Origin of the sequence: Marinifilum sp., from assembly GCF_965230805.1 — a bacterium.
Taxonomy (GTDB): domain Bacteria; phylum Bacteroidota; class Bacteroidia; order Bacteroidales; family Marinifilaceae; genus Marinifilum.
Window position 1 is genome coordinate 1,303,369 of record NZ_OZ246019.1, and the last position, 17,294, is coordinate 1,320,662.

Annotated in this window: 16 protein-coding genes; 4 read left to right on the plus strand and 12 right to left on the minus strand. The window is 36.9% G+C overall.

Annotated features, from left to right (window positions below; genetic code table 11):
- Nucleotides 1–43 precede the first annotated feature (43 nt).
- Complete coding sequence (locus ACO05S_RS05090; RefSeq protein WP_421920449.1) at nucleotides 44–739, plus strand: XRE family transcriptional regulator; 696 nt, start codon at nucleotides 44–46, stop codon at nucleotides 737–739.
- Between the two features lie 314 nt (nucleotides 740–1,053).
- Nucleotides 1,054–2,004 (plus strand): DMT family transporter, encoded by a 951-nt coding sequence (locus ACO05S_RS05095; RefSeq protein ID WP_421920450.1) that lies wholly within the window; start codon nucleotides 1,054–1,056, stop codon nucleotides 2,002–2,004.
- A 185-nt stretch (nucleotides 2,005–2,189) separates the two neighbouring features.
- On the opposite strand, the gene ACO05S_RS05100 is transcribed toward ACO05S_RS05095, so the two are convergent.
- The 6 genes from ACO05S_RS05100 to ltrA (ACO05S_RS05125) form a co-directional block, all read right to left on the minus strand.
- The gene (locus tag ACO05S_RS05100; RefSeq protein WP_421920451.1) at nucleotides 2,190–2,714 is read right to left on the minus strand and encodes an SPFH domain-containing protein; all 525 of its coding nucleotides are present in this window, start codon (nucleotides 2,712–2,714) and stop codon (nucleotides 2,190–2,192) included.
- On the minus strand, nucleotides 2,711–3,046 hold the full coding sequence (locus ACO05S_RS05105) for a hypothetical protein (RefSeq protein ID WP_421920452.1): 336 nt from the start codon (nucleotides 3,044–3,046) through the stop codon (nucleotides 2,711–2,713). The genes ACO05S_RS05100 and ACO05S_RS05105 overlap by 4 nt, the downstream gene beginning before the upstream one ends.
- Before the next feature lie 307 nt (nucleotides 3,047–3,353).
- Nucleotides 3,354–4,448, minus strand: coding sequence for a hypothetical protein (locus ACO05S_RS05110; RefSeq protein WP_421920453.1), 1,095 nt, complete (start codon nucleotides 4,446–4,448; stop codon nucleotides 3,354–3,356).
- A gap of 56 nt (nucleotides 4,449–4,504) precedes the next feature.
- The gene (locus tag ACO05S_RS05115; RefSeq protein WP_421920454.1) at nucleotides 4,505–4,663 is read right to left on the minus strand and encodes a bacteriocin; all 159 of its coding nucleotides are present in this window, start codon (nucleotides 4,661–4,663) and stop codon (nucleotides 4,505–4,507) included.
- Between the two features lie 156 nt (nucleotides 4,664–4,819).
- Entirely contained in the window at nucleotides 4,820–5,032 is a 213-nt protein-coding gene (locus ACO05S_RS05120) for a hypothetical protein (RefSeq protein WP_421920455.1), read from the minus strand.
- 145 nt (nucleotides 5,033–5,177) lie between these two features.
- Nucleotides 5,178–6,431, minus strand: a complete 1,254-nt coding sequence (gene ltrA, locus ACO05S_RS05125) for a group II intron reverse transcriptase/maturase (RefSeq protein WP_421920456.1) — start codon at nucleotides 6,429–6,431, stop codon at nucleotides 5,178–5,180.
- A gap of 1,213 nt (nucleotides 6,432–7,644) precedes the next feature.
- Between ltrA (ACO05S_RS05125) and ltrA (ACO05S_RS05130) the strand changes: the two genes are divergently transcribed.
- Complete coding sequence (gene ltrA / locus ACO05S_RS05130; protein ID WP_421920457.1) at nucleotides 7,645–8,961, plus strand: group II intron reverse transcriptase/maturase; 1,317 nt, start codon at nucleotides 7,645–7,647, stop codon at nucleotides 8,959–8,961.
- 115 nt (nucleotides 8,962–9,076) lie between these two features.
- Here the strand turns inward: ltrA (ACO05S_RS05130) and ACO05S_RS05135 are convergent, their stop codons facing one another.
- Entirely contained in the window at nucleotides 9,077–9,526 is a 450-nt protein-coding gene (locus tag ACO05S_RS05135; RefSeq protein ID WP_421920458.1) for a hypothetical protein, read from the minus strand.
- A gap of 3 nt (nucleotides 9,527–9,529) precedes the next feature.
- Nucleotides 9,530–10,837 (minus strand): C10 family peptidase, encoded by a 1,308-nt coding sequence (locus tag ACO05S_RS05140; RefSeq protein ID WP_421920459.1) that lies wholly within the window; start codon nucleotides 10,835–10,837, stop codon nucleotides 9,530–9,532.
- A gap of 1,240 nt (nucleotides 10,838–12,077) precedes the next feature.
- Between ACO05S_RS05140 and ACO05S_RS05145 the strand changes: the two genes are divergently transcribed.
- Nucleotides 12,078–12,830 (plus strand): DUF6261 family protein, encoded by a 753-nt coding sequence (locus ACO05S_RS05145; protein ID WP_421920460.1) that lies wholly within the window; start codon nucleotides 12,078–12,080, stop codon nucleotides 12,828–12,830.
- A 241-nt stretch (nucleotides 12,831–13,071) separates the two neighbouring features.
- Here ACO05S_RS05145 and ACO05S_RS05150 read toward each other — a convergent pair whose 3' ends face one another.
- The 4 genes from ACO05S_RS05150 to dinB all read right to left on the minus strand — a co-directional run bounded on the left by ACO05S_RS05150 (nucleotide 13,072) and on the right by dinB (nucleotide 17,263).
- A complete protein-coding gene (locus tag ACO05S_RS05150; RefSeq protein WP_421920461.1) occupies nucleotides 13,072–13,950 on the minus strand; it encodes a cation diffusion facilitator family transporter in 879 nt (292 codons plus the stop codon).
- Nucleotides 13,951–14,333: 383 nt separating this feature from the next.
- Nucleotides 14,334–15,281 carry a bifunctional metallophosphatase/5'-nucleotidase gene (locus tag ACO05S_RS05155; protein ID WP_421920462.1) on the minus strand — a complete coding sequence of 316 codons (948 nt, stop codon included), beginning with the start codon at nucleotides 15,279–15,281 and terminating at the stop codon, nucleotides 14,334–14,336.
- Nucleotides 15,256–16,038, minus strand: a complete 783-nt coding sequence (locus ACO05S_RS05160) for a 5'-nucleotidase C-terminal domain-containing protein (protein ID WP_421920463.1) — start codon at nucleotides 16,036–16,038, stop codon at nucleotides 15,256–15,258. The genes ACO05S_RS05155 and ACO05S_RS05160 overlap by 26 nt, the downstream gene beginning before the upstream one ends.
- A 112-nt stretch (nucleotides 16,039–16,150) precedes the next feature.
- On the minus strand, nucleotides 16,151–17,263 hold the full coding sequence (dinB, locus tag ACO05S_RS05165; protein ID WP_421920464.1) for a DNA polymerase IV: 1,113 nt from the start codon (nucleotides 17,261–17,263) through the stop codon (nucleotides 16,151–16,153).
- Between the last annotated feature and the right edge of the window lie 31 nt (nucleotides 17,264–17,294).

The window sequence follows — 17,294 nt, forward strand, 5'->3', positions numbered from 1 at the left end:
CTACTTTTGCTGCTCTCAATTTTACCGACTGATAAGAATACACATGAAGAATCTAAATAAAAACCTAAAACATTTACGAATCAGAAAAAGACTATCACAGAATCGCCTGTCAGCCCGAATAGGAGTTGGAGCCTCATCAATCAGCTCCTACGAACAAAGAAAAAGTACCCCAAAAATTTCTACACTTTTAAAATATTCGGATTATTTTAATCGAAATCTGGATGAATTGGTAAAATCGGACATTGAAGAAGAGGAGAGAATTAAAAAGCGAGACACGAAAGGAGAAAACCTTCGAATTCTACCCATATTGGTTGATGAAAAAAACGATGAAATGATTTCATTGGTTCCGGTTAAAGCAGCTGCCGGCTATTTAAACGGACACTCGGATGCCGAATTTATTAGCGAACTGCCAAACTTTAGAATGCCATTTGCCGAGCTTTCGGAAAATAAAACCTACAGGGCTTTCCAAATTGAAGGGGAAAGCATGTTGCCTGTGCCAGCAGGAGCATACATTATTTGCGAATATGTGCAAGATTGGCAACTGATAAAAGACAACACAAGCCACATTGTAGTTACTACCGACGATGGAATTGTTTACAAACGAGTATTGAAAGATTTCAACAACAATCAATTGCTATTAAAGTCCGACAATAAAGAATACTTATCCTTTGAAGTAAGCCTAAACCAAGTGGTTGAGGTATGGAAGGCTTTGGGATTTGTTTCTTTTCAATTGCCATAGCTATTTGCTAAGAATTGAACCACAAAACAAAAAGTAAACCAGCAAATAGCTTTTGGGTGTAATACTGGTTTTAATATAAAATAGCTCTTATCGCTACTGCAATATTTTTTAAGGAAGAATCAACTTAAAAGGCCAAAAGAGTAAAACTGATTTTATGGCAATTCCAGTATAAAAATCAATCTTCTTTTTTCCTAAGGCAACAAGCTGTAGGGTAGCCATCTGTTACTTTCCTGTTATTTTTTTATTTGGAAGTATCAGCGAATCTTTTTTTTTCTACTTTTGACTCCTTGTAATTATTCTAAATAAGAAAACCAATGAACACTCTTGCTTCTTCCAGTAATTTTAAGGGAGTACTGTATGCCATGCTCACTGCATTTTTATGGGGGTTTCTTCCCATTTTTTTAAAAGTGGCATTAAAAGATATCGATCCTGTTAGCATCGTATGGTTTCGTTTTGCTTTTGCTTTTTTAGTGCTGTTCATTTACTATTTAATAAGAGATCGAAAGCAACTGAATATCATTAAGCGCCCTCCACTTATACTAATTATTGCTGCCGTTGCATTAGGGGTTAACTACATTGGTTTTCTGCAAGGATTAAACTACACTAGTCCCAGCAATGCTCAAATCATTATTCAATCGGGGCCAATATTGCTTGCTTTAGTGGGCGTAATCATGTTTAAAGAGCGGTTAAACCTAAAGCAGCTTGCCGGTTTTGGCATTGCCGGCATCGGATTGTTCCTGTTCTATCGCACTCAACTGCAAACATTCATTCACGATACCAATGCTTTTAACCTTGGCTTTTTTTGGGTAGAGCTGGGGGCAGTTACCTGGGTATTATATGCTGTCTTGCAAAAGAAACTGGTGCAAAAACACCCTGCTCAGGCTCTCAATATGGTACTTTATGGAATTCCTGCACTTCTCTACACGCCGATGACCGATTTTTCGGCTTTTCAGGACTTGGACTTTAAAACCTGGGCCATTGTGGTATTTCTTGGAGTGAACACCTTGGTAGCTTATGGCTCTATTGCCTTGGCTTTTAAATACACCGAAGCCTATAAGGTTAGCATTATTGTTACCCTAAATCCAATTATTACGCTAATTAGCATGTCTGTTCTTACTTCCCTTAGGGTAAGCTGGATACAACCCGAAAGCATGACTCTTTATTCGCTGATTGGTGCCATTTTGGTAATTGGCGGTGCAGTTACCGCAGTGTTTTTTTCGCGCGAAAAGAAAAAAAGAGTGCTTGCTGTGCAGAAAGAGGGATAGCAATGATCTCAAATTGTTTTTTGGGAATTGAAAATCCATTTGCTCTATGAGCCCTTATTACAATCAAGACTAGCTGACTTGCTAAACCTCTAAAATTGAATTAGAAATTCATTACTCCTTGAGCCCTGATTGCAAATCAGGACTAGCGGGGTGTTGTGCAACGGTTACTTTTGTTAGCAAACGTTTTATTTATTGGCTTTCCTCGCCTCTTCTTCTTTTAAAAGCCTCTCATAGATTTTTTGTTTTAATTTTTCAGAAAACTGAATACTTCTAAATAGAATAGCTTCAATTTGTATATGATCTTTTTTGAATCTATTTCTTAATTTTTCCAAAATAAGAGTTTCAACTTCTTTCCGTTTGAAACTATATATTTCTCCTATACTATATTGCTCAAAGATTCCATTCATTATTTTTAATACTTCGGGATGAATTCCCTCATTTGTATCATTTTTGTCAGATTGTAGGGTAACTATGTGGTTATTATCTAATGTATAATATCTCATTGCAAAACTATAATGAAAAGATACCCCATTCTTTGCGACGGAATTAATTGAATCACCTCTTACTTGCTGGTAGAATATTTGATCATTCATTGATATAAGAAAGGAGTGAGTATTTGATCTTATCTTGTTTAGCTGAATGGTCAATTTATTACCCCATGAATAAATAGATGTTAATAATAAAAATGTAATTAAAATTATATTTTTCATACTACTAATTTGGTGTCAAGAATGTTTGCTAATGGTAAATTGTATGGTGTCGTAGCGGATACACACCTACCAGGTCCGCTACAAATCTCAATATAGTTTAACTCTCCACCCCATTTGTTTTTCATGCCATTAGAGAAGATTCCAAAATATTGAACAAGATGATATATTTTTTGCATACCCCACTCTCCAACGCACCCTATTGGTAAATTATCAAAAGTAGAGTTTGTACCAGTACACAAATCGTTTTCAGTTATTTCTTTTCTGTCGTATTTATTACAACCTTGCTTGCATTCCTTGTTCTGAATATAATTTAAATCTAACCTATCTTTCATAGTAATCAATAGTTTATCTGGTTGGAAGCGTGGGTAAGAAAGAAAAGCATGTGTTTGGCAGCGAAGGGATGATTGCAGGGATGGGCTGACAAACTTATGCTTTGCGCATTGGGGTTTTTTAGTATTTCGGTCTCTTTTTTTCTCATCAATTTAGCACTATATTTCTGTCTGGGTGGCTGTTGCGTACAACGGCGAATTGTATGAAACGTAGCCGATTGCGAGCTACAAACTTATCAAACGGAGATAAGATACTACACTACAAGTTTGTAAAATCTCGGCTATGTTTTATACAAAATGTTATGGGCTTTTATTTACATTCATTTAGTATCTTTCCAATTAAATTTTCAATGTTTGCATTTATATATGGTATATCATATTGACCTAGATTTTTCCAATATTCATTAGTATATGAAGTTGATTCAGGAAAGGCATAACTTGATGATTTTATTAGCTTGAATTCTTCTTTGCTTATATAACTTCTATTAAAAATATATAATTCATCAATACCTTCTAGTTTTACTGATTTGTTATCTTTTTTATGTTTAAATAATATTAGACGATGCTTTTTCCTTCTCAATATATCTTTTGTAGAAAGTAAGGATAATTTAATATTGGGATAGATTTCCGTAAGTTCGTTGCTTGTTATTTGAGAAGTATAATTAAAAAGTGTTCTTGTTTCGTGTTTTTTTGGTGCAATAAAATCCAAATTTAAAAGAACTGTGCTATCTCCAAAATTTCGTTCAACTATACCTACAACAGAAGAATCCTTTGTTATTTCTATAATATTTTTAGAAATATCTCTAACCTTGTAATTCTTCTTACTTAAAGTTTTAAGAATCGAGCCGTGTACTATTCTTGGTATGCCAGCCAAACGCATCACTATCATATTTGTTCTTTTTTTTTCGGCTTGAACTAAAACATTATTGCAATATGAACGATTCTCAATAATCCTCATTTTTATTTTTTTTTCATTTTTAACAGGAATGTAATATTCAACAATGCCATCCGTAAAATATTTTGGAATGTTATCATCAAGCTCGTAGCTTCTATAATAACCTTTTAACACAATAATTTCCGGCTTACTGGACATCACAATACTCTCTGCTAAAATATGAGTATTCTTAATCATAAAAACAGAATCATTAGCATTTAAATCCTCATAAGAAATTTTAATGCTTTTATAAGATATATGTTGAACAATCAAAGAATCGCATTGAGCAGAATTATCAGCATCTATTTCAATTATTCCATTTAAATCAGATGTTGCAAGTAGATTCCCATTCTCTGATACTACATGTGCAAATAAGATTGGTGAGTGTGTGTCTGTGTCAATTAAAACAGTTTGCCCAAAGCTATAATAATTAATATTATATAGTAGTAAAATACAGAAAATTATTCGCATAATTACAAAAATTTCAAGGGGTCAAATCAATTATTGACTTGACCCCTAAAGATTAATTAATAAGTGTCCCAAATTTTCTTACCAAAGAGATAACCTCGACTACCTTTTTTTCCATCAAACCAACCTTCAATACGAATGATTGAGATACCGCCTTGTACCTTTTTCATTTCATTCTTTGTTAATTCCTGGACTTGGAACATTTCTAAATTTTTCATTTTAAACTAATTTTAAGTTATTAAAAATATTATCGAACCAAAAATAGTTTACTCCACTCTCATTTTTTGATAGTGAGTTTCTATCAAAGTTAAAAAACATTCCTCCTTCAATTTTTTGTTGGTCTTTTTTATCTATTTCATAACAAAATCTAATCTCTAATTTACCATCGAATTCATAAACATATGAACTTCTGCTTTTATCAAAAATATTGGACAGGATGCTCTTTCCTTCAAATAATTAATAACTCGATATAAATGACTTTCTGATATTCCCAACTTGTTTGCAAATTCTTTTGGGGAACCTGTCATCTTCATTTTTATCATCTGGTCTACTCTTTCGTAAAATTCTTTATTCTCAAATTCTTTCATATTAAAGCTAATTATACTTACTGGGTAATTGCCCATAACGGTAAATTGGTCGAGTAGGCAAAGGGAGTTTCACCCTAAGCCTCTCACAGAACCGTACGTGACAGTCTCCCGTCATACGGCTCTTGTTATACAATCGATACCAAATTTAACAAGATAATCCAACTTGCCAATGGTAAAACAGGTAAGGAAATTGTTTCTTTATCCGTTCGTACCACTTAAAGGCTTTGTTTAAACTTGTCTTGTAGCGTTTATACCGCATTCTTGCCCAGCGTATCAAACGATTTCGCAACAACTGAAATACTTTAACTAGTTCTGATTTCCTGAACTTCCCATAGTAATTGACCCACCCCCTTATCATAGGGTTAAGGTATTGGGCAACTCCAACTATGCTTTTGAAGCTCAGTTTCTCTACTTTAATTTCTTCCAGTTTGTCCGCAATCCGTTTTCTCGAACTTATACTTATAGCACAATCAAATCCAAGGAACAGCTTGCCTGTTTTCCTGGACGGGGTTGTGCGGGGCTGAAAAGAGTACCCTAGAAAATCGAACTTCACCAGCTCGTGTTTCTCTCTTCTGCGGTAATCTTTACAATACACAATTTTGGTCTTGTCAGGATGGAGTTCCAACCCACATGACTTCATCCGTGAATCTAGTTGGCCCAGTATAAGCTCCGCTTGTTTCTTGCTACCGCAATGAATAATCGCATCGTCGGCATATCGTGCGAATTTCAGTGTAGGGTCTGTTAGTTCCAGCCATTTGTCCAGTGCGTAATGTAGGTAAAGGTTGGCCAACAGGGGGCTTATCACTCCTCCTTGCGGTGTACCTTTGCCTTGTTTTTGCTCCAACTCCCCTGACTTTAATTGAACAGGCATTTCCAGCCACCTCTCAATGTACATGCAAACCCACTTTTCGGCCACATGCTTTTCTACCGCCACCATCAGCTTGCCATGGTCGATATTGTCAAAGAACCCTTTGATGTCCAAGTCGATTACCCAATCCGTTCGTCTACAGTTTTCTCTTACCGATGACAGTGCCTGATGGGCATTCTTGCTGGGACGATAGCCATACGAATGAGGGCTGAATATCTCCTCCATTCGTGGCTCTATAAAGTCCTTTACAACCTTTTGACCAATCCTGTCCGATATAGTGGGGATGCCCAACTTGCGCATCTTTCCGTCTTTCTTGGGTATTTCAACTTGCTTTACCGGTGGCGGAAAATAACTTCCCGATGACATGCGGTTCCAAAGTTTGTAGAGGTGTTTTGAACGGTTCGCATCAAATTCTTCCATACTTACCGAGTCCACCCCTGCACTTCCTTTGTTCGCTTTTACTTTCTTATAAGCCTGCCAAACCATTTCTCGGCTTACAGGTATCGATTTTGTCTCATACCATAAATTCATCCTCTTTCAAGTTGTTAAATGTTATAAGACGGTATAACCTAACCCCTTCGCTCCTCTTCCATTACGGTCGTATCTTCACTACTACAGGTCAGTCCGTCCCTGCTCCAGCACTTCGTTATTCAACCTTTAGGGTGTTCCTATTGTGTCTTTCGCTTTGCATTGCCAGGCAGGTTCCCGAGTTCCGTAATTGAGCCCAGATAAAAGTCATGCCTCCTGAATGACGCCAACCGCACGGACAGTAAACAGGTTTCTTCCGTACTTATCACTGCATCACATACTTTGCAGTTTTTGATTGAATGTACCCACTTCTCGACACCTCGTCGGAGGTTCACTTTCGTTCATCTCTTTTTTTCAACACCTAATTGTGCTCGCGGCACAACCTTTCCCAAACGCTCAGCACCATGGCTCTTTACCAAAGCACCTTTGGGTGGTTTGAAGCCCCCTCCTGCAAGACGACCCCAGTGGTTCCACCTTACAACTGGTGTCCACCATCTCAATTACAGCATGCAACAGATATTTTGCCGACCGTTGCTTCTCGGCACACTATGAGTAGTGGCAGATTGCGTAGTAATTTCCTGTCAAACCGCTACGCAGTTTGAGCGGGCTACAAACCCTGAAATTAAACACTTTCCCTGCCATTACTTATACAAAATGTGTGTGCCCTGCATGAGCAAGAGCACACTTATCTGTAAGCTCTTGAAAAAGTTTAAATATGCAAATATTTGATCAAACGAGCTAACAATAAGTATGTTAATTTTCCAGAGGGTGCAAGTCCCTTATGTGCCGAGGTGACTCTCGGAAGCATTAGTAAGTCGCAAGGTGGTTTACCGTGAGGTATGCACTGAAGGAAGCGAGACTACAAAATCCGGTACTGACGAACAGGAACCTGATATGAGGCTATGAGGTTGGATAAGGCAGCACATCATGTCGACGTCCTAACTCTTTTTTTAGAGAAACACCAAAGTAGTAGATCAGGCAGGAATTGGAGGAAGGAAAATGCTCTTACCGGGGGATATCTCAGGAACTACGGGTTAGTTGTACTGAGAAGTCAGCAGATACCATATTAGCTATTGGTAACGAGCCATGAATAGAAACCATGGAGGTCTCACAAAATAGTGAAGGGTTGAACGTTAAGTTGTTCCAAATGTTGCAAGGAAGCTTTCTTATGATTCTAGCCTTGCATTAAGCGGAACAGGGAAAAAAAGTAATTAAAATGATTGAGCAAATACTAACAGGCAAGAACTTATTACGAGCCATGTACGGGGTTCAAAAGAACCACGGTTCTGCAGGTGTTGATCATATGCCTGTAACCAAACTTACAGACCTCATGTCGATTAATCGGGATGAGCTGACTGAAAAGGTTCGTACAGGAAAGTATTTGCCCCATGCGATTTTAGGTGTGGAGATTCCAAAAGGGAACGGAAAGATGCGCTTATTGGGTATTCCGACCGTAACCGATCGTTTGCTTCAGCAAGCGGTATTGCAGATAATCACGGCAAAATTCGAGTTTGAATTCTCAGACAATAGTTTTGGATTTCGACCAAAGCGAAGTCTGCATCAGGCAGTCATGAAAGCACAGGGATATATTAACGATGGCTTTCAGCATATTGTAGATATCGACCTGCAAACTTTCTTTGATGAAGTGGATCACTGCTACCTATTGCAGTTACTTTATCGAAAGATAAAATGCAGAGAAACAATGCGCCTGATTCGTAAATGGCTGCGAGCCCCGATTTTAATTGAAGGCAAACTGGTCAAACGAAGAAAAGGAGTACCACAAGGTAGTCCACTAAGTCCTCTTTTGTCCAATATCATGTTGCATGAACTGGACAGAGAACTGGAACTCCAGAACTTACGCTTTGTACGCTATGCGGATGATTTTAGCATTTATTTTAAAACAAAATCGCAAGCCCGACAAGTTGGGAATTCGATTTACAAGTTTTTAAGAGACAAGCTAAAATTAAAAATCAACAGGGAAAAGAGTGGAATTCGCCGACCAGTTCACTTCACCCTTTTAGGGTTTGGCTTTGTACCAACCTACAAGAAAGGGGAACGAGGCAAATATCAATTGGTAGTTTCCAAAAAGAGTTGGAAAAACTTAAAGCAAAAGCTAAAAACCATCACCCGCAAAACGACTCCTATGAGTTTTGAAGAACGTATTCAAAAACTGAAAGAATTACAAAGAGGTTGGGTAAACAACTTCCGAATGGCTAGTATGCTGGTTAAACTTCAAGATGTTGATGGATGGGTTCGTAACAGGCTCAGATATTGTATCTGGCATCATTGGAAAAAGCCTGAACGAAAAAGGAAAAACCTGATTCGTTTAGGAATAGAACAGGGTCAAGCCTATGCATGGTCTCGTTCTCGAATGGGAGGTTGGGCAATTGCTCAAAGTCCAATACTTGGAACTACAATTACTCTTGACCGATTGAAGAAGCGTGGCTACGAATCAATGCTTGACATTTACAAGAAAATTTCCCCACAACTTAACGAACCGCTGTATACGAGACCCGTACGTACAGTGGTGTGAGAGGTTCTCCGCTAGGCTAATGGCCTAGCGGCTGCCTACTCGATTGTGGGTAGTTGATTTTACATACTAATGATAATGAAGGAATTACAGATACCTCCATTATCATTTTGTTAACTTACTTGACAATTTTAACTAATGCTGTTTCAGCATCTCTATTCCAAACTAAATTACTATTATACCACACCTTAATAATATAATTATAGTTGCTACCTATCTCATGTTCACTTCTGATTGTATCTGTTATATCTTCTGATAGCTTTAAATACGTAGTGTCATGGGATAATGGAATGAATAAGGTATAAACACCTCTTTCATTTGAAATAAAATGCAGTGATTCATTGTTCGCCAAGATGCTTTCATCTCCATTATCTAAACAATAAACTTTCAAATCCTCATGCTTATATGAATTAGTAAAAGCAGGATTTAGTAAGTCGTTTCCATTATTGTCTTCAAATGAAAATTCAAGAATTACATCGATCAATGTAGACTGATTCTGTTCATCTTTCTTATCACAGCTTGTAAACATTGTTAGTAGAATATATAAATATAACATATGATATTTCATAACTTAAGGTTTTATGCCGATTATACACTTTTTTCTATATTGAAAATCATATGGCGTGCCGTCAGATGCTGTCACACTACCAATCTCCCAATCATCATACTTAAACCAACCATTGTTGTCTGCACTACCCATTCCAGAACCATTCCACCCCCAGTTCATATGTAAATAATAAGGACCATAGTCATATTCTCGAAATTCATTAGGCGTTCCATAATAATATATCGTGCAATACCTATTTCTTTTATAACCATCACATACCCACGCATGTCCATCTTCATAATGATGGGTCGTCTTCTCAAAAATCCACCAACCACTAGTTGTTGTATAATACGTATGATAACCGTCCATTATTACAGGTCTATTATTTGATATTTCTGTAGCAACAGTGTTTACATTATAGTCAACGTAATTTGCAGAAGAGGAATAACCAAAATCGTTAATTAATGCATTTCTCGCATCAGACATATCTGCACCAGAGCCACTTAGAGTATAGTTCATACTAACTGCTTCGCCAATATCTCTCATTAGTTGTGCGGTTTCATTCGTCCCATATGTATTTGGCATTAAACTCCAATTATAGCTTGACGGGTATTGGTGATATTTCATTACTTGAGCCATAGCTGTTGCAACACAACCAGTTGGCGGTAACGAACCACCAATCCGGTCAAGTAAAGAGTTATACCCCCAACCTTGCCCCCATATTGTAGTAAGCAATGGTCCTTTTTGAATTAATTCAGTACCCCCATCAACTCCAGATGGATTATCGGGATCGTCATCAGGGTATGGTACATCAGGCGGTTTAACTTGGTATGACCATTCCAACTCAACATCATCAGGTATAAGAAGATCATCTAAGTCTTTTAATACTTGTATTTTATCCATTCTATCCGCTATCCAAAAAGCAATAGTAATAGGAATGCTATCTAATTTGAATACACTATTTTCAGAATATCCTAAAATTGGACTTTCCTTTTGAGTACCTGAAATTATCACATAACCTTTAGGGATAAAATTAATAATATACAAAGCTGGGGAACCGTCTTCACTTGGTGCTACGATTATTTCATCTATTTCCCTATCTTGAAAATTAGAATTTAAAGAGGCCGACTTTAACCTTTCACTTTTTCTATTAAATTTATTTCCATTTGAAAAATTTAGTGCGACTTCTGATGCCAATTCTATTGGTACTTCATCAGATGTAGAGTTAATTTGGTTAGGGCTAGTTTCAATTGTAATTTCTTCCTTTTGACACGAAAATAACAAAACGAAAACTGCTACCAAGTAAATTTTTTGTTTAAAAAGTTTTTTCATTTTTTTGATTAAATTAATTATTGCTAAAGATTCATTGCATGTCAGATGGTCAGTCTTAGATTTAACCGGCTATTGGTTTGTTTCAATTACCCACAACTCCTTATTCGCACACTGGTGCACTTATTTTTACTATCTCAGAGTAAAAAGGTGCACAATACACGCAATATTGGTATGTATTGTGCACTTATTTTTGACTCACGATTCCAAATCTAAGAATTATAATCAATATTAGCACGATTCAACAGGTAACAATTCGCATTGGGTTTGTTGAACACGGATCAATGCCATTTTGATGCATCAAAATAAACATATCATACCTTTAGGTCTGGATTATTTACAACAGTATGGCTATTGAAAACAGAACAAAAGAGCTTTGTCGGAGAAAATGACTGTAGAAATTCTCTAGGGGCATTGTTCAAGTGACAATGCCCTATGAAATTCTCTAGGGGCATTGTTCAAAAGACAATGCCCTATGAAATTCTCTAGGGGCATTATTCAAAAGACAACGCCCTATGAAATTCTCTAGGAGCATTGTTCAAGTGACAACGCCCTATGAAATTCTCTAGGAGCGTTGTTCAAAAGGCAACCGCCCTATGAAATTCTCTAGGCACATTGTTCAAAAGACAATGCCCTATGAAATTCCCTAGGGCCATTGTTCAAAAGGAAAAAGGGCTTTTTAAACTTTTAGGGCTTTGTCTTTTGAGAAAAGCGGTTTTTGAAGTTAAAAAAGCGGATTGTCACTTAAACAATGGCTGTATGAATTTTAAAATGGCCATTGTCACTTGAACAATGGCCATTTTGAATTTGATTTTGGCATTGTCAGTCGATAAAAATGCGTTTTTAAATTCAAAAGGCCTTTTTCCTTTCGATCAACGCTCCTAGAGAATTTTAATATGCCATTGCCACTCGAATTAAGGAGCCCAATAAAATTTTTTAATGGCTTGGTTTTTATAATTCATCACCAAAATAAATTTTAGCCTTACAAAACAAAGGATATAACTTAATTTTCACACTCAACTATCCCCTTATTAAATAATAATCGCCCCGAAAAGAAGCAAAGTATTTTTAGTATGAGATCATAAATTTTTTTTAAAAATATATCCCATAACATTTTATCGTTTGTTTAATTTTATTTAGATTAGCAAACGATTTCTCAAATATGACAGCTCATCAAAGCAATTGAATTGCCAAGATTCGAAGATGATCAGAGAATCAAAGAAATAAACAAAACTTAATTAAAATGGAAAAAATCAGAATCCATTATTCATGCGACAGCGCTGAAACAAGCAATACAATTAGCGCTATTCGTACCAAATTCGCCGAACAAGATTGGTCGGAAGATTTAATTCTAAGTAAAATTATATCAGACATTGCAGTTGAGCATCCAATTCTTGAGCAGGCAATTGAAGCGGTACACGGAAACACCTTAAAAGCCAATGTTAGAGCTGAGGACGAGCAAGCAGGAAAAGATTACATCTGCTTGAAAAATTTTATCAGAGCAAATCTTTATGCTCCCGAATTGGAAACGGAAAATGCCGCCAAAGAGCTTTGGAAACTTATTGTAAGTCATAACCCAAAGCTTGACAAACAAAATTACGCCAGACAGATTGAACTAAGCAATTCCCTGGTTGCCAACCTAAAAAGCCCAACTTTTAAACCTTTGGTAGATCTGCTGACCGGTGTTTCTGATCGTGTAGAAAAATTTTCTGCATCAACGGCATCGCTTGAATCGGCTTACCAACAATTGGGTACCATCAAATCAGAAGAGTTGGATTTGCCTGCTCCATCGATACAAAAAGACCAGCTTCGCAATATGATTAACGATAGATTAATGCCTTATCTGGAAAGTGCTGTTGATGCGATTCCTGAAAAGTACGAGGCAACCTATAAAGCCATCTGCGAAAGCATAGAAATAAACAATGAAAAAGCTCGTTCTCGTAAATCCTTAAAAGAAACACTAAAACAGGAAAAAGAGGAGGAAAAAGATAATTAACAATTGATTTTTGCTAAGTCAATTATTTATTTACAACTCAAAAAAGCAGTCGTTTGGCTGCTTTTTTTTATGAAATTGCCGGTACTATAGTGGGTGCATAAAAACCAATTCATCCTAAAAGCTGGTTGGCGGTAAAATCCCACAAGGGTGCTTATATCAGTAATGCCATAAAAACTGTCTCATCCTTAATACAACATTATGTATGTTGCATAAATAAGGTGAGTTCAACGTAAAATAAGTATTAAACATGCTCCCTCGGCTCAATATGAATTGTGGCCACAAATCCATATCGTTTTTTTATCTCTTTTTCTATTTCGGTAGAGATATCGTGTCCTGTTTTTATCGACATATCATGTGGCAACTGAATGTGAAATGTAATTTCGCTATGATCGCCATAATTGTGTACATGAAAATGATGTGGATTTAAAGCATGCGGATATACCTCCTGGCAGGTTTTCTTTAAATCTTCAAGCAACTCTTTGTCGGGACTCTCGCCCAGCAGGGAGTGAATCGAATCGCTGATAATTTCGTAAGCTGCATATCCAATCATCATGGCAACAATCATCCCCAAAGCGCCGTCAACCCACCAAAAATACTTTCCAGCGAATATCCCCAGCAATATCACAAAAGAAGAAATTGCATCGCTTCTATGATGCCAGCCATCCGCTTTTAAAACTTTCGAATTGGTTTTTCGAGCTCCATAAAAAGCAAACTGCGCCAGTGCTTCCTTTACTATTATCGATAGAATCATTACCACAATGGCAAGCGTACCAAATTGCGACGACTCATGATTTCTTAAGGTATGGTATGATTCAATTACAAAATCGAAGGCTACCAAAAGCAGCAGAATCCCAATAATAAAAGCACTAATTAAATCGGCTCTACCATGTCCGAAAGGATGATCCTCGTCGGCCGGTTTCTTAGAAATTTTTGCTCCAATTAAAACGATAAGCGAGCTTAAGCTATCGGATAAAGTATGCCAGGCATCTGCAATAATGGCGATGGAACCACTTACCAATCCTGCCCAATATTTAAGAACAAATAAAATAACATTCCCTGCTATCGAAAGCCAACCTTCGGCTTCTGCCCAATTCGATTTGTTTAGCTCAAACTTCTTCATTTTATCTAATAATGCAGCTCTAAATTAATATTTTTAAACTAAGGTGAGTTCGGTTGCAACCCTGACAAATCAATCATTTAAAAGAATAAAACTGGCATAAAATACTGAATTTACTGTTTTAAGCCAATGGCTAAAGCTAAAAACCACTAGTGTAAAGAATGCTAATTCCCCGAACTAATTTTTTGACCTATTTTCCTTTCTACTGCGTTAAGCTTTTTCGCCGTAGCTACGGCTATGCCTGTAAACCTTGCCTTGTAAAAAGAAAAATATTTTCAAAAACTTTAATTCGTTTTATTAACACTCTTCACACTAGCCTGAATAGCCGGAGCAGTAGCAAGCAAATTATTAAGCATTTAAGCAAAATAACTTCTATCGAACCGAGCTTACACCATACTTCCTTCTACTTTTATCAGTTGCGAAGCTGCTAATTTTGTATTTTTTTTCTTGTCGATATAAAAATCGATTCTACCCAAGGCAATTCCTGCCCAGCCAACCTGGTTGATTATAACCTCTTCTCCATCAAGATTTTTAACACGCTCAGGTTTTTCCAACAAAGTATGAGTGTGGCCTCCTAAAATCACGTCAACCCCTCTGCTTTGCTTGGCAAATTCCATATCACTATCTCCACCAATATTGCTTGTATGCCCCATATGTGATAAGCAAACCACCAAATCGCATTGATTCTCTTCTTTTAAAATTCGCACCATATCTTTAGCCACATCAACAGGGTCGATATAAACAATTGTTTCCCTATTGTGAGCTTCAACATAACCTGTAAGATCGACCCCCAAACCAAATACTCCGATTTTTAGATCTCCTTTTTCAAAAATCTTGTAAGGTGGAATTTTTCCTTCGAGATCGGTTCCCGAAAAATCGTAATTGGCATTTAAAAGCGGAAAGTTTAAATGTTTCATTTGCGAAGTAATTCCTTTAATCCCGTTATCGAATTCATGATTTCCAAGATTTCCGGCATCGTAGCCAATTTTGCTCATTAATTTAAACTCTGCTTCCCCCTTAAAGAAATTAAAATATGGAGTTCCCTGATAAACATCTCCACAATCGAAAAGCAAGACATGTTCTTCCTCTTTCCTGATTCTTTTTACCAAAGCATTGATGCGGGTAAAACCTCCCAAGCCTCCGTATTTAGGATCTTTTTTAGGAAATGGCTCAATTCTGCTGTGCAAATCGTTGGTGTGCAACAAGCATATTTTCTGTTTTGATTTTGTAGCTGCAAATAGCGATTTGACTGCCCATCCACTGCTTAAAAAAGCATAAGTTAAAGCCAATTTCTTAACAAATTCTCTTCTATTCCACATTGTAAATCCTCCCATCTTTTTTAGCCGATATTTTCTCACCTTTCTTGTACTTCCGGGTCATATAGCTGATAATTTCAGATCGTAACAACTTGTGCATATGTCGGAAAGTTTCACGATTTTGGAATGCATCAAAACCGCCGCCACCATTCACCAAGTAGTCAACACTTATAACATGATAAATTTTAGCCGGATCAACAGGCTTGCCATCCACCAAAATATCAACAGCTTTTCTGTCTTTTATTCCCATCTTGATATTGCTTACGCCTTCGCCTCCAGAATAAGCAACACGATGCAACAGATTAATCAAATCCTTCCCTTTCATTCCCACAATCACCAACTTGTTCTTGAAAGGCAACATTTCATATACGATTCCTGTTTTTATCTCGCCTTTGGCAAGCGAGCTTCTAATTCCACCCATATTCATTATTACCAAATCAACCGAATGATTCAAATTTTTCTCCTCGCAATATTTATTGCCAATTTCGAACAAGGCATCAGCAATAAAATTGGATAATAAGCCTTCCGGACGATTTACCATTAAATCTGTTTCTGCCATCGAAATGATGGTATTCATTTCCCCATCCAATTTATTTTTATAGGAGCTAATTAAATTGATCAGGCTTGTATCTTTGGCAGCTATTTTATCAAGTTCGGAATTGATTGCATAATGCGATTCTGTTTTACCTGTTGAGAAATTCGTATTTGTAGCACAGGAATGCAACAATAACAATACGATTGCATAACAGATTGATTTGATTAAGTGATTCTTCATAAAATTGCTTTTAGTCTAATGTAGTCAGGTAAAAAGTATAAATATATCCCATTGCTATTACTAAATAATATGAATTCGATTAAAACAATCTTAAATTTTATACCTGTGTTATTCAGAAATCAATTGTAAGCTGCAAGGGTTCCGATTCATCAATTCTATTGGAAACCGTAAGGCCAATTAAGCGAATACTAGTTTTCAACTCTTCCTGATCCAGCAATTCTTCGGCTAGCTGCTGTATCATTGCTTCACCTTCAACAGTTTGCAATAAAGTTCGGCTTCTGGTCTCTTGCTCAAAATTGCTGTATTTTAATTTAAGCGTTAAGGTTCGACCCTTAAAAGCACTTTTTTCCAATCGTAGCACCAAGGATTTGGTAGTGCTTTGCAAGTCTTTCTTAATTTCATTGGTATCGATTAAATCGGATTGATAGGTATGTTCGGTTCCAACCGATTTTCGAATTCGATTCGGATTTACGGGTCTTTCATCAATTCCTCTGGCAATATGATAATAGTACGATCCATTTTTCCCAAACAACCTGCTCAAATCAGTAATACTTTTCTTTTTAAGATCCTTTCCCTTAAAGATTCCTAATTTGTGCATCTTATCAGCGGTAACCTTACCCACTCCAAAAAACTTATCAATCTGTAAATTTTCAATAAAACCTTCCACCTCTTTCGGAGGAATCACAAACAAACCGTTAGGCTTATTTATATCCGAAGCTATTTTTGCCAAAAATTTATTTACTGATATTCCTGCCGAGGCCGTAAGCCCGGTTTCTTCTTTTATTCGCTTCTTAATTTCTTTGGCAATTGTGCTTGCCGATGGCAGGTTTTTCTTGTTGTGGGTAACATCTAAAAAAGCTTCATCAATTGATAGGGGTTCAACCAAATCGGTAAACTCATAAAAAATACTCATGATCCGGTTTGAAACTTCTTTGTAGCGATCGTGCCTGCCTCTCACAAAAATTAATTGAGGACATCTTTTTTTTGCAATTTTTGAAGACATGGCCGAACGAACGCCAAACTTGCGAGCTTCGTAGCTGGCAGCTGCCACAACTCCCCTATCGCCACCACCGCCAACCGCAATGGGTTTATTGCGCAATTGCGGATGATCCAACTGCTCAACCGATGCAAAAAAGGCATCCATATCGATGTGTATAATTTTCCGAACCTCGTTCATGCTTTGCAAATATTTGAATAATCCAGAGTCAATCAAAAATAATCGCATGCATTTTTGTAATTTTACGCCCTATTTTAAA

Excerpts from the sequence above, each read along its gene's own strand:
- ACO05S_RS05090 (WP_421920449.1), top strand. The coding sequence starts at position 44 with ATGAAGAATCTAAATAAAAACCTAAAACATTTACGAATCAGAAAAAGA.
- ACO05S_RS05095 (WP_421920450.1), top strand. The coding sequence starts at position 1,054 with ATGAACACTCTTGCTTCTTCCAGTAATTTTAAGGGAGTACTGTATGCC.
- ACO05S_RS05100 (WP_421920451.1), bottom strand. The coding sequence starts at position 2,714 with ATGAAAAATATAATTTTAATTACATTTTTATTATTAACATCTATTTAT.
- ACO05S_RS05105 (WP_421920452.1), bottom strand. The coding sequence starts at position 3,046 with ATGAAAGATAGGTTAGATTTAAATTATATTCAGAACAAGGAATGCAAG.
- ACO05S_RS05110 (WP_421920453.1), bottom strand. The coding sequence starts at position 4,448 with ATGCGAATAATTTTCTGTATTTTACTACTATATAATATTAATTATTAT.
- ACO05S_RS05115 (WP_421920454.1), bottom strand. The coding sequence starts at position 4,663 with ATGAAAAATTTAGAAATGTTCCAAGTCCAGGAATTAACAAAGAATGAA.
- ACO05S_RS05120 (WP_421920455.1), bottom strand. The coding sequence starts at position 5,032 with ATGAAAGAATTTGAGAATAAAGAATTTTACGAAAGAGTAGACCAGATG.
- ltrA (WP_421920456.1), bottom strand. The coding sequence starts at position 6,431 with ATGAATTTATGGTATGAGACAAAATCGATACCTGTAAGCCGAGAAATG.
- ltrA (WP_421920457.1), top strand. The coding sequence starts at position 7,645 with ATGATTGAGCAAATACTAACAGGCAAGAACTTATTACGAGCCATGTAC.
- ACO05S_RS05135 (WP_421920458.1), bottom strand. The coding sequence starts at position 9,526 with ATGAAATATCATATGTTATATTTATATATTCTACTAACAATGTTTACA.
- ACO05S_RS05140 (WP_421920459.1), bottom strand. The coding sequence starts at position 10,837 with ATGAAAAAACTTTTTAAACAAAAAATTTACTTGGTAGCAGTTTTCGTT.
- ACO05S_RS05145 (WP_421920460.1), top strand. The coding sequence starts at position 12,078 with ATGGAAAAAATCAGAATCCATTATTCATGCGACAGCGCTGAAACAAGC.
- ACO05S_RS05150 (WP_421920461.1), bottom strand. The coding sequence starts at position 13,950 with ATGAAGAAGTTTGAGCTAAACAAATCGAATTGGGCAGAAGCCGAAGGT.
- ACO05S_RS05155 (WP_421920462.1), bottom strand. The coding sequence starts at position 15,281 with ATGGGAGGATTTACAATGTGGAATAGAAGAGAATTTGTTAAGAAATTG.
- ACO05S_RS05160 (WP_421920463.1), bottom strand. The coding sequence starts at position 16,038 with ATGAAGAATCACTTAATCAAATCAATCTGTTATGCAATCGTATTGTTA.
- dinB (WP_421920464.1), bottom strand. The coding sequence starts at position 17,263 with ATGCGATTATTTTTGATTGACTCTGGATTATTCAAATATTTGCAAAGC.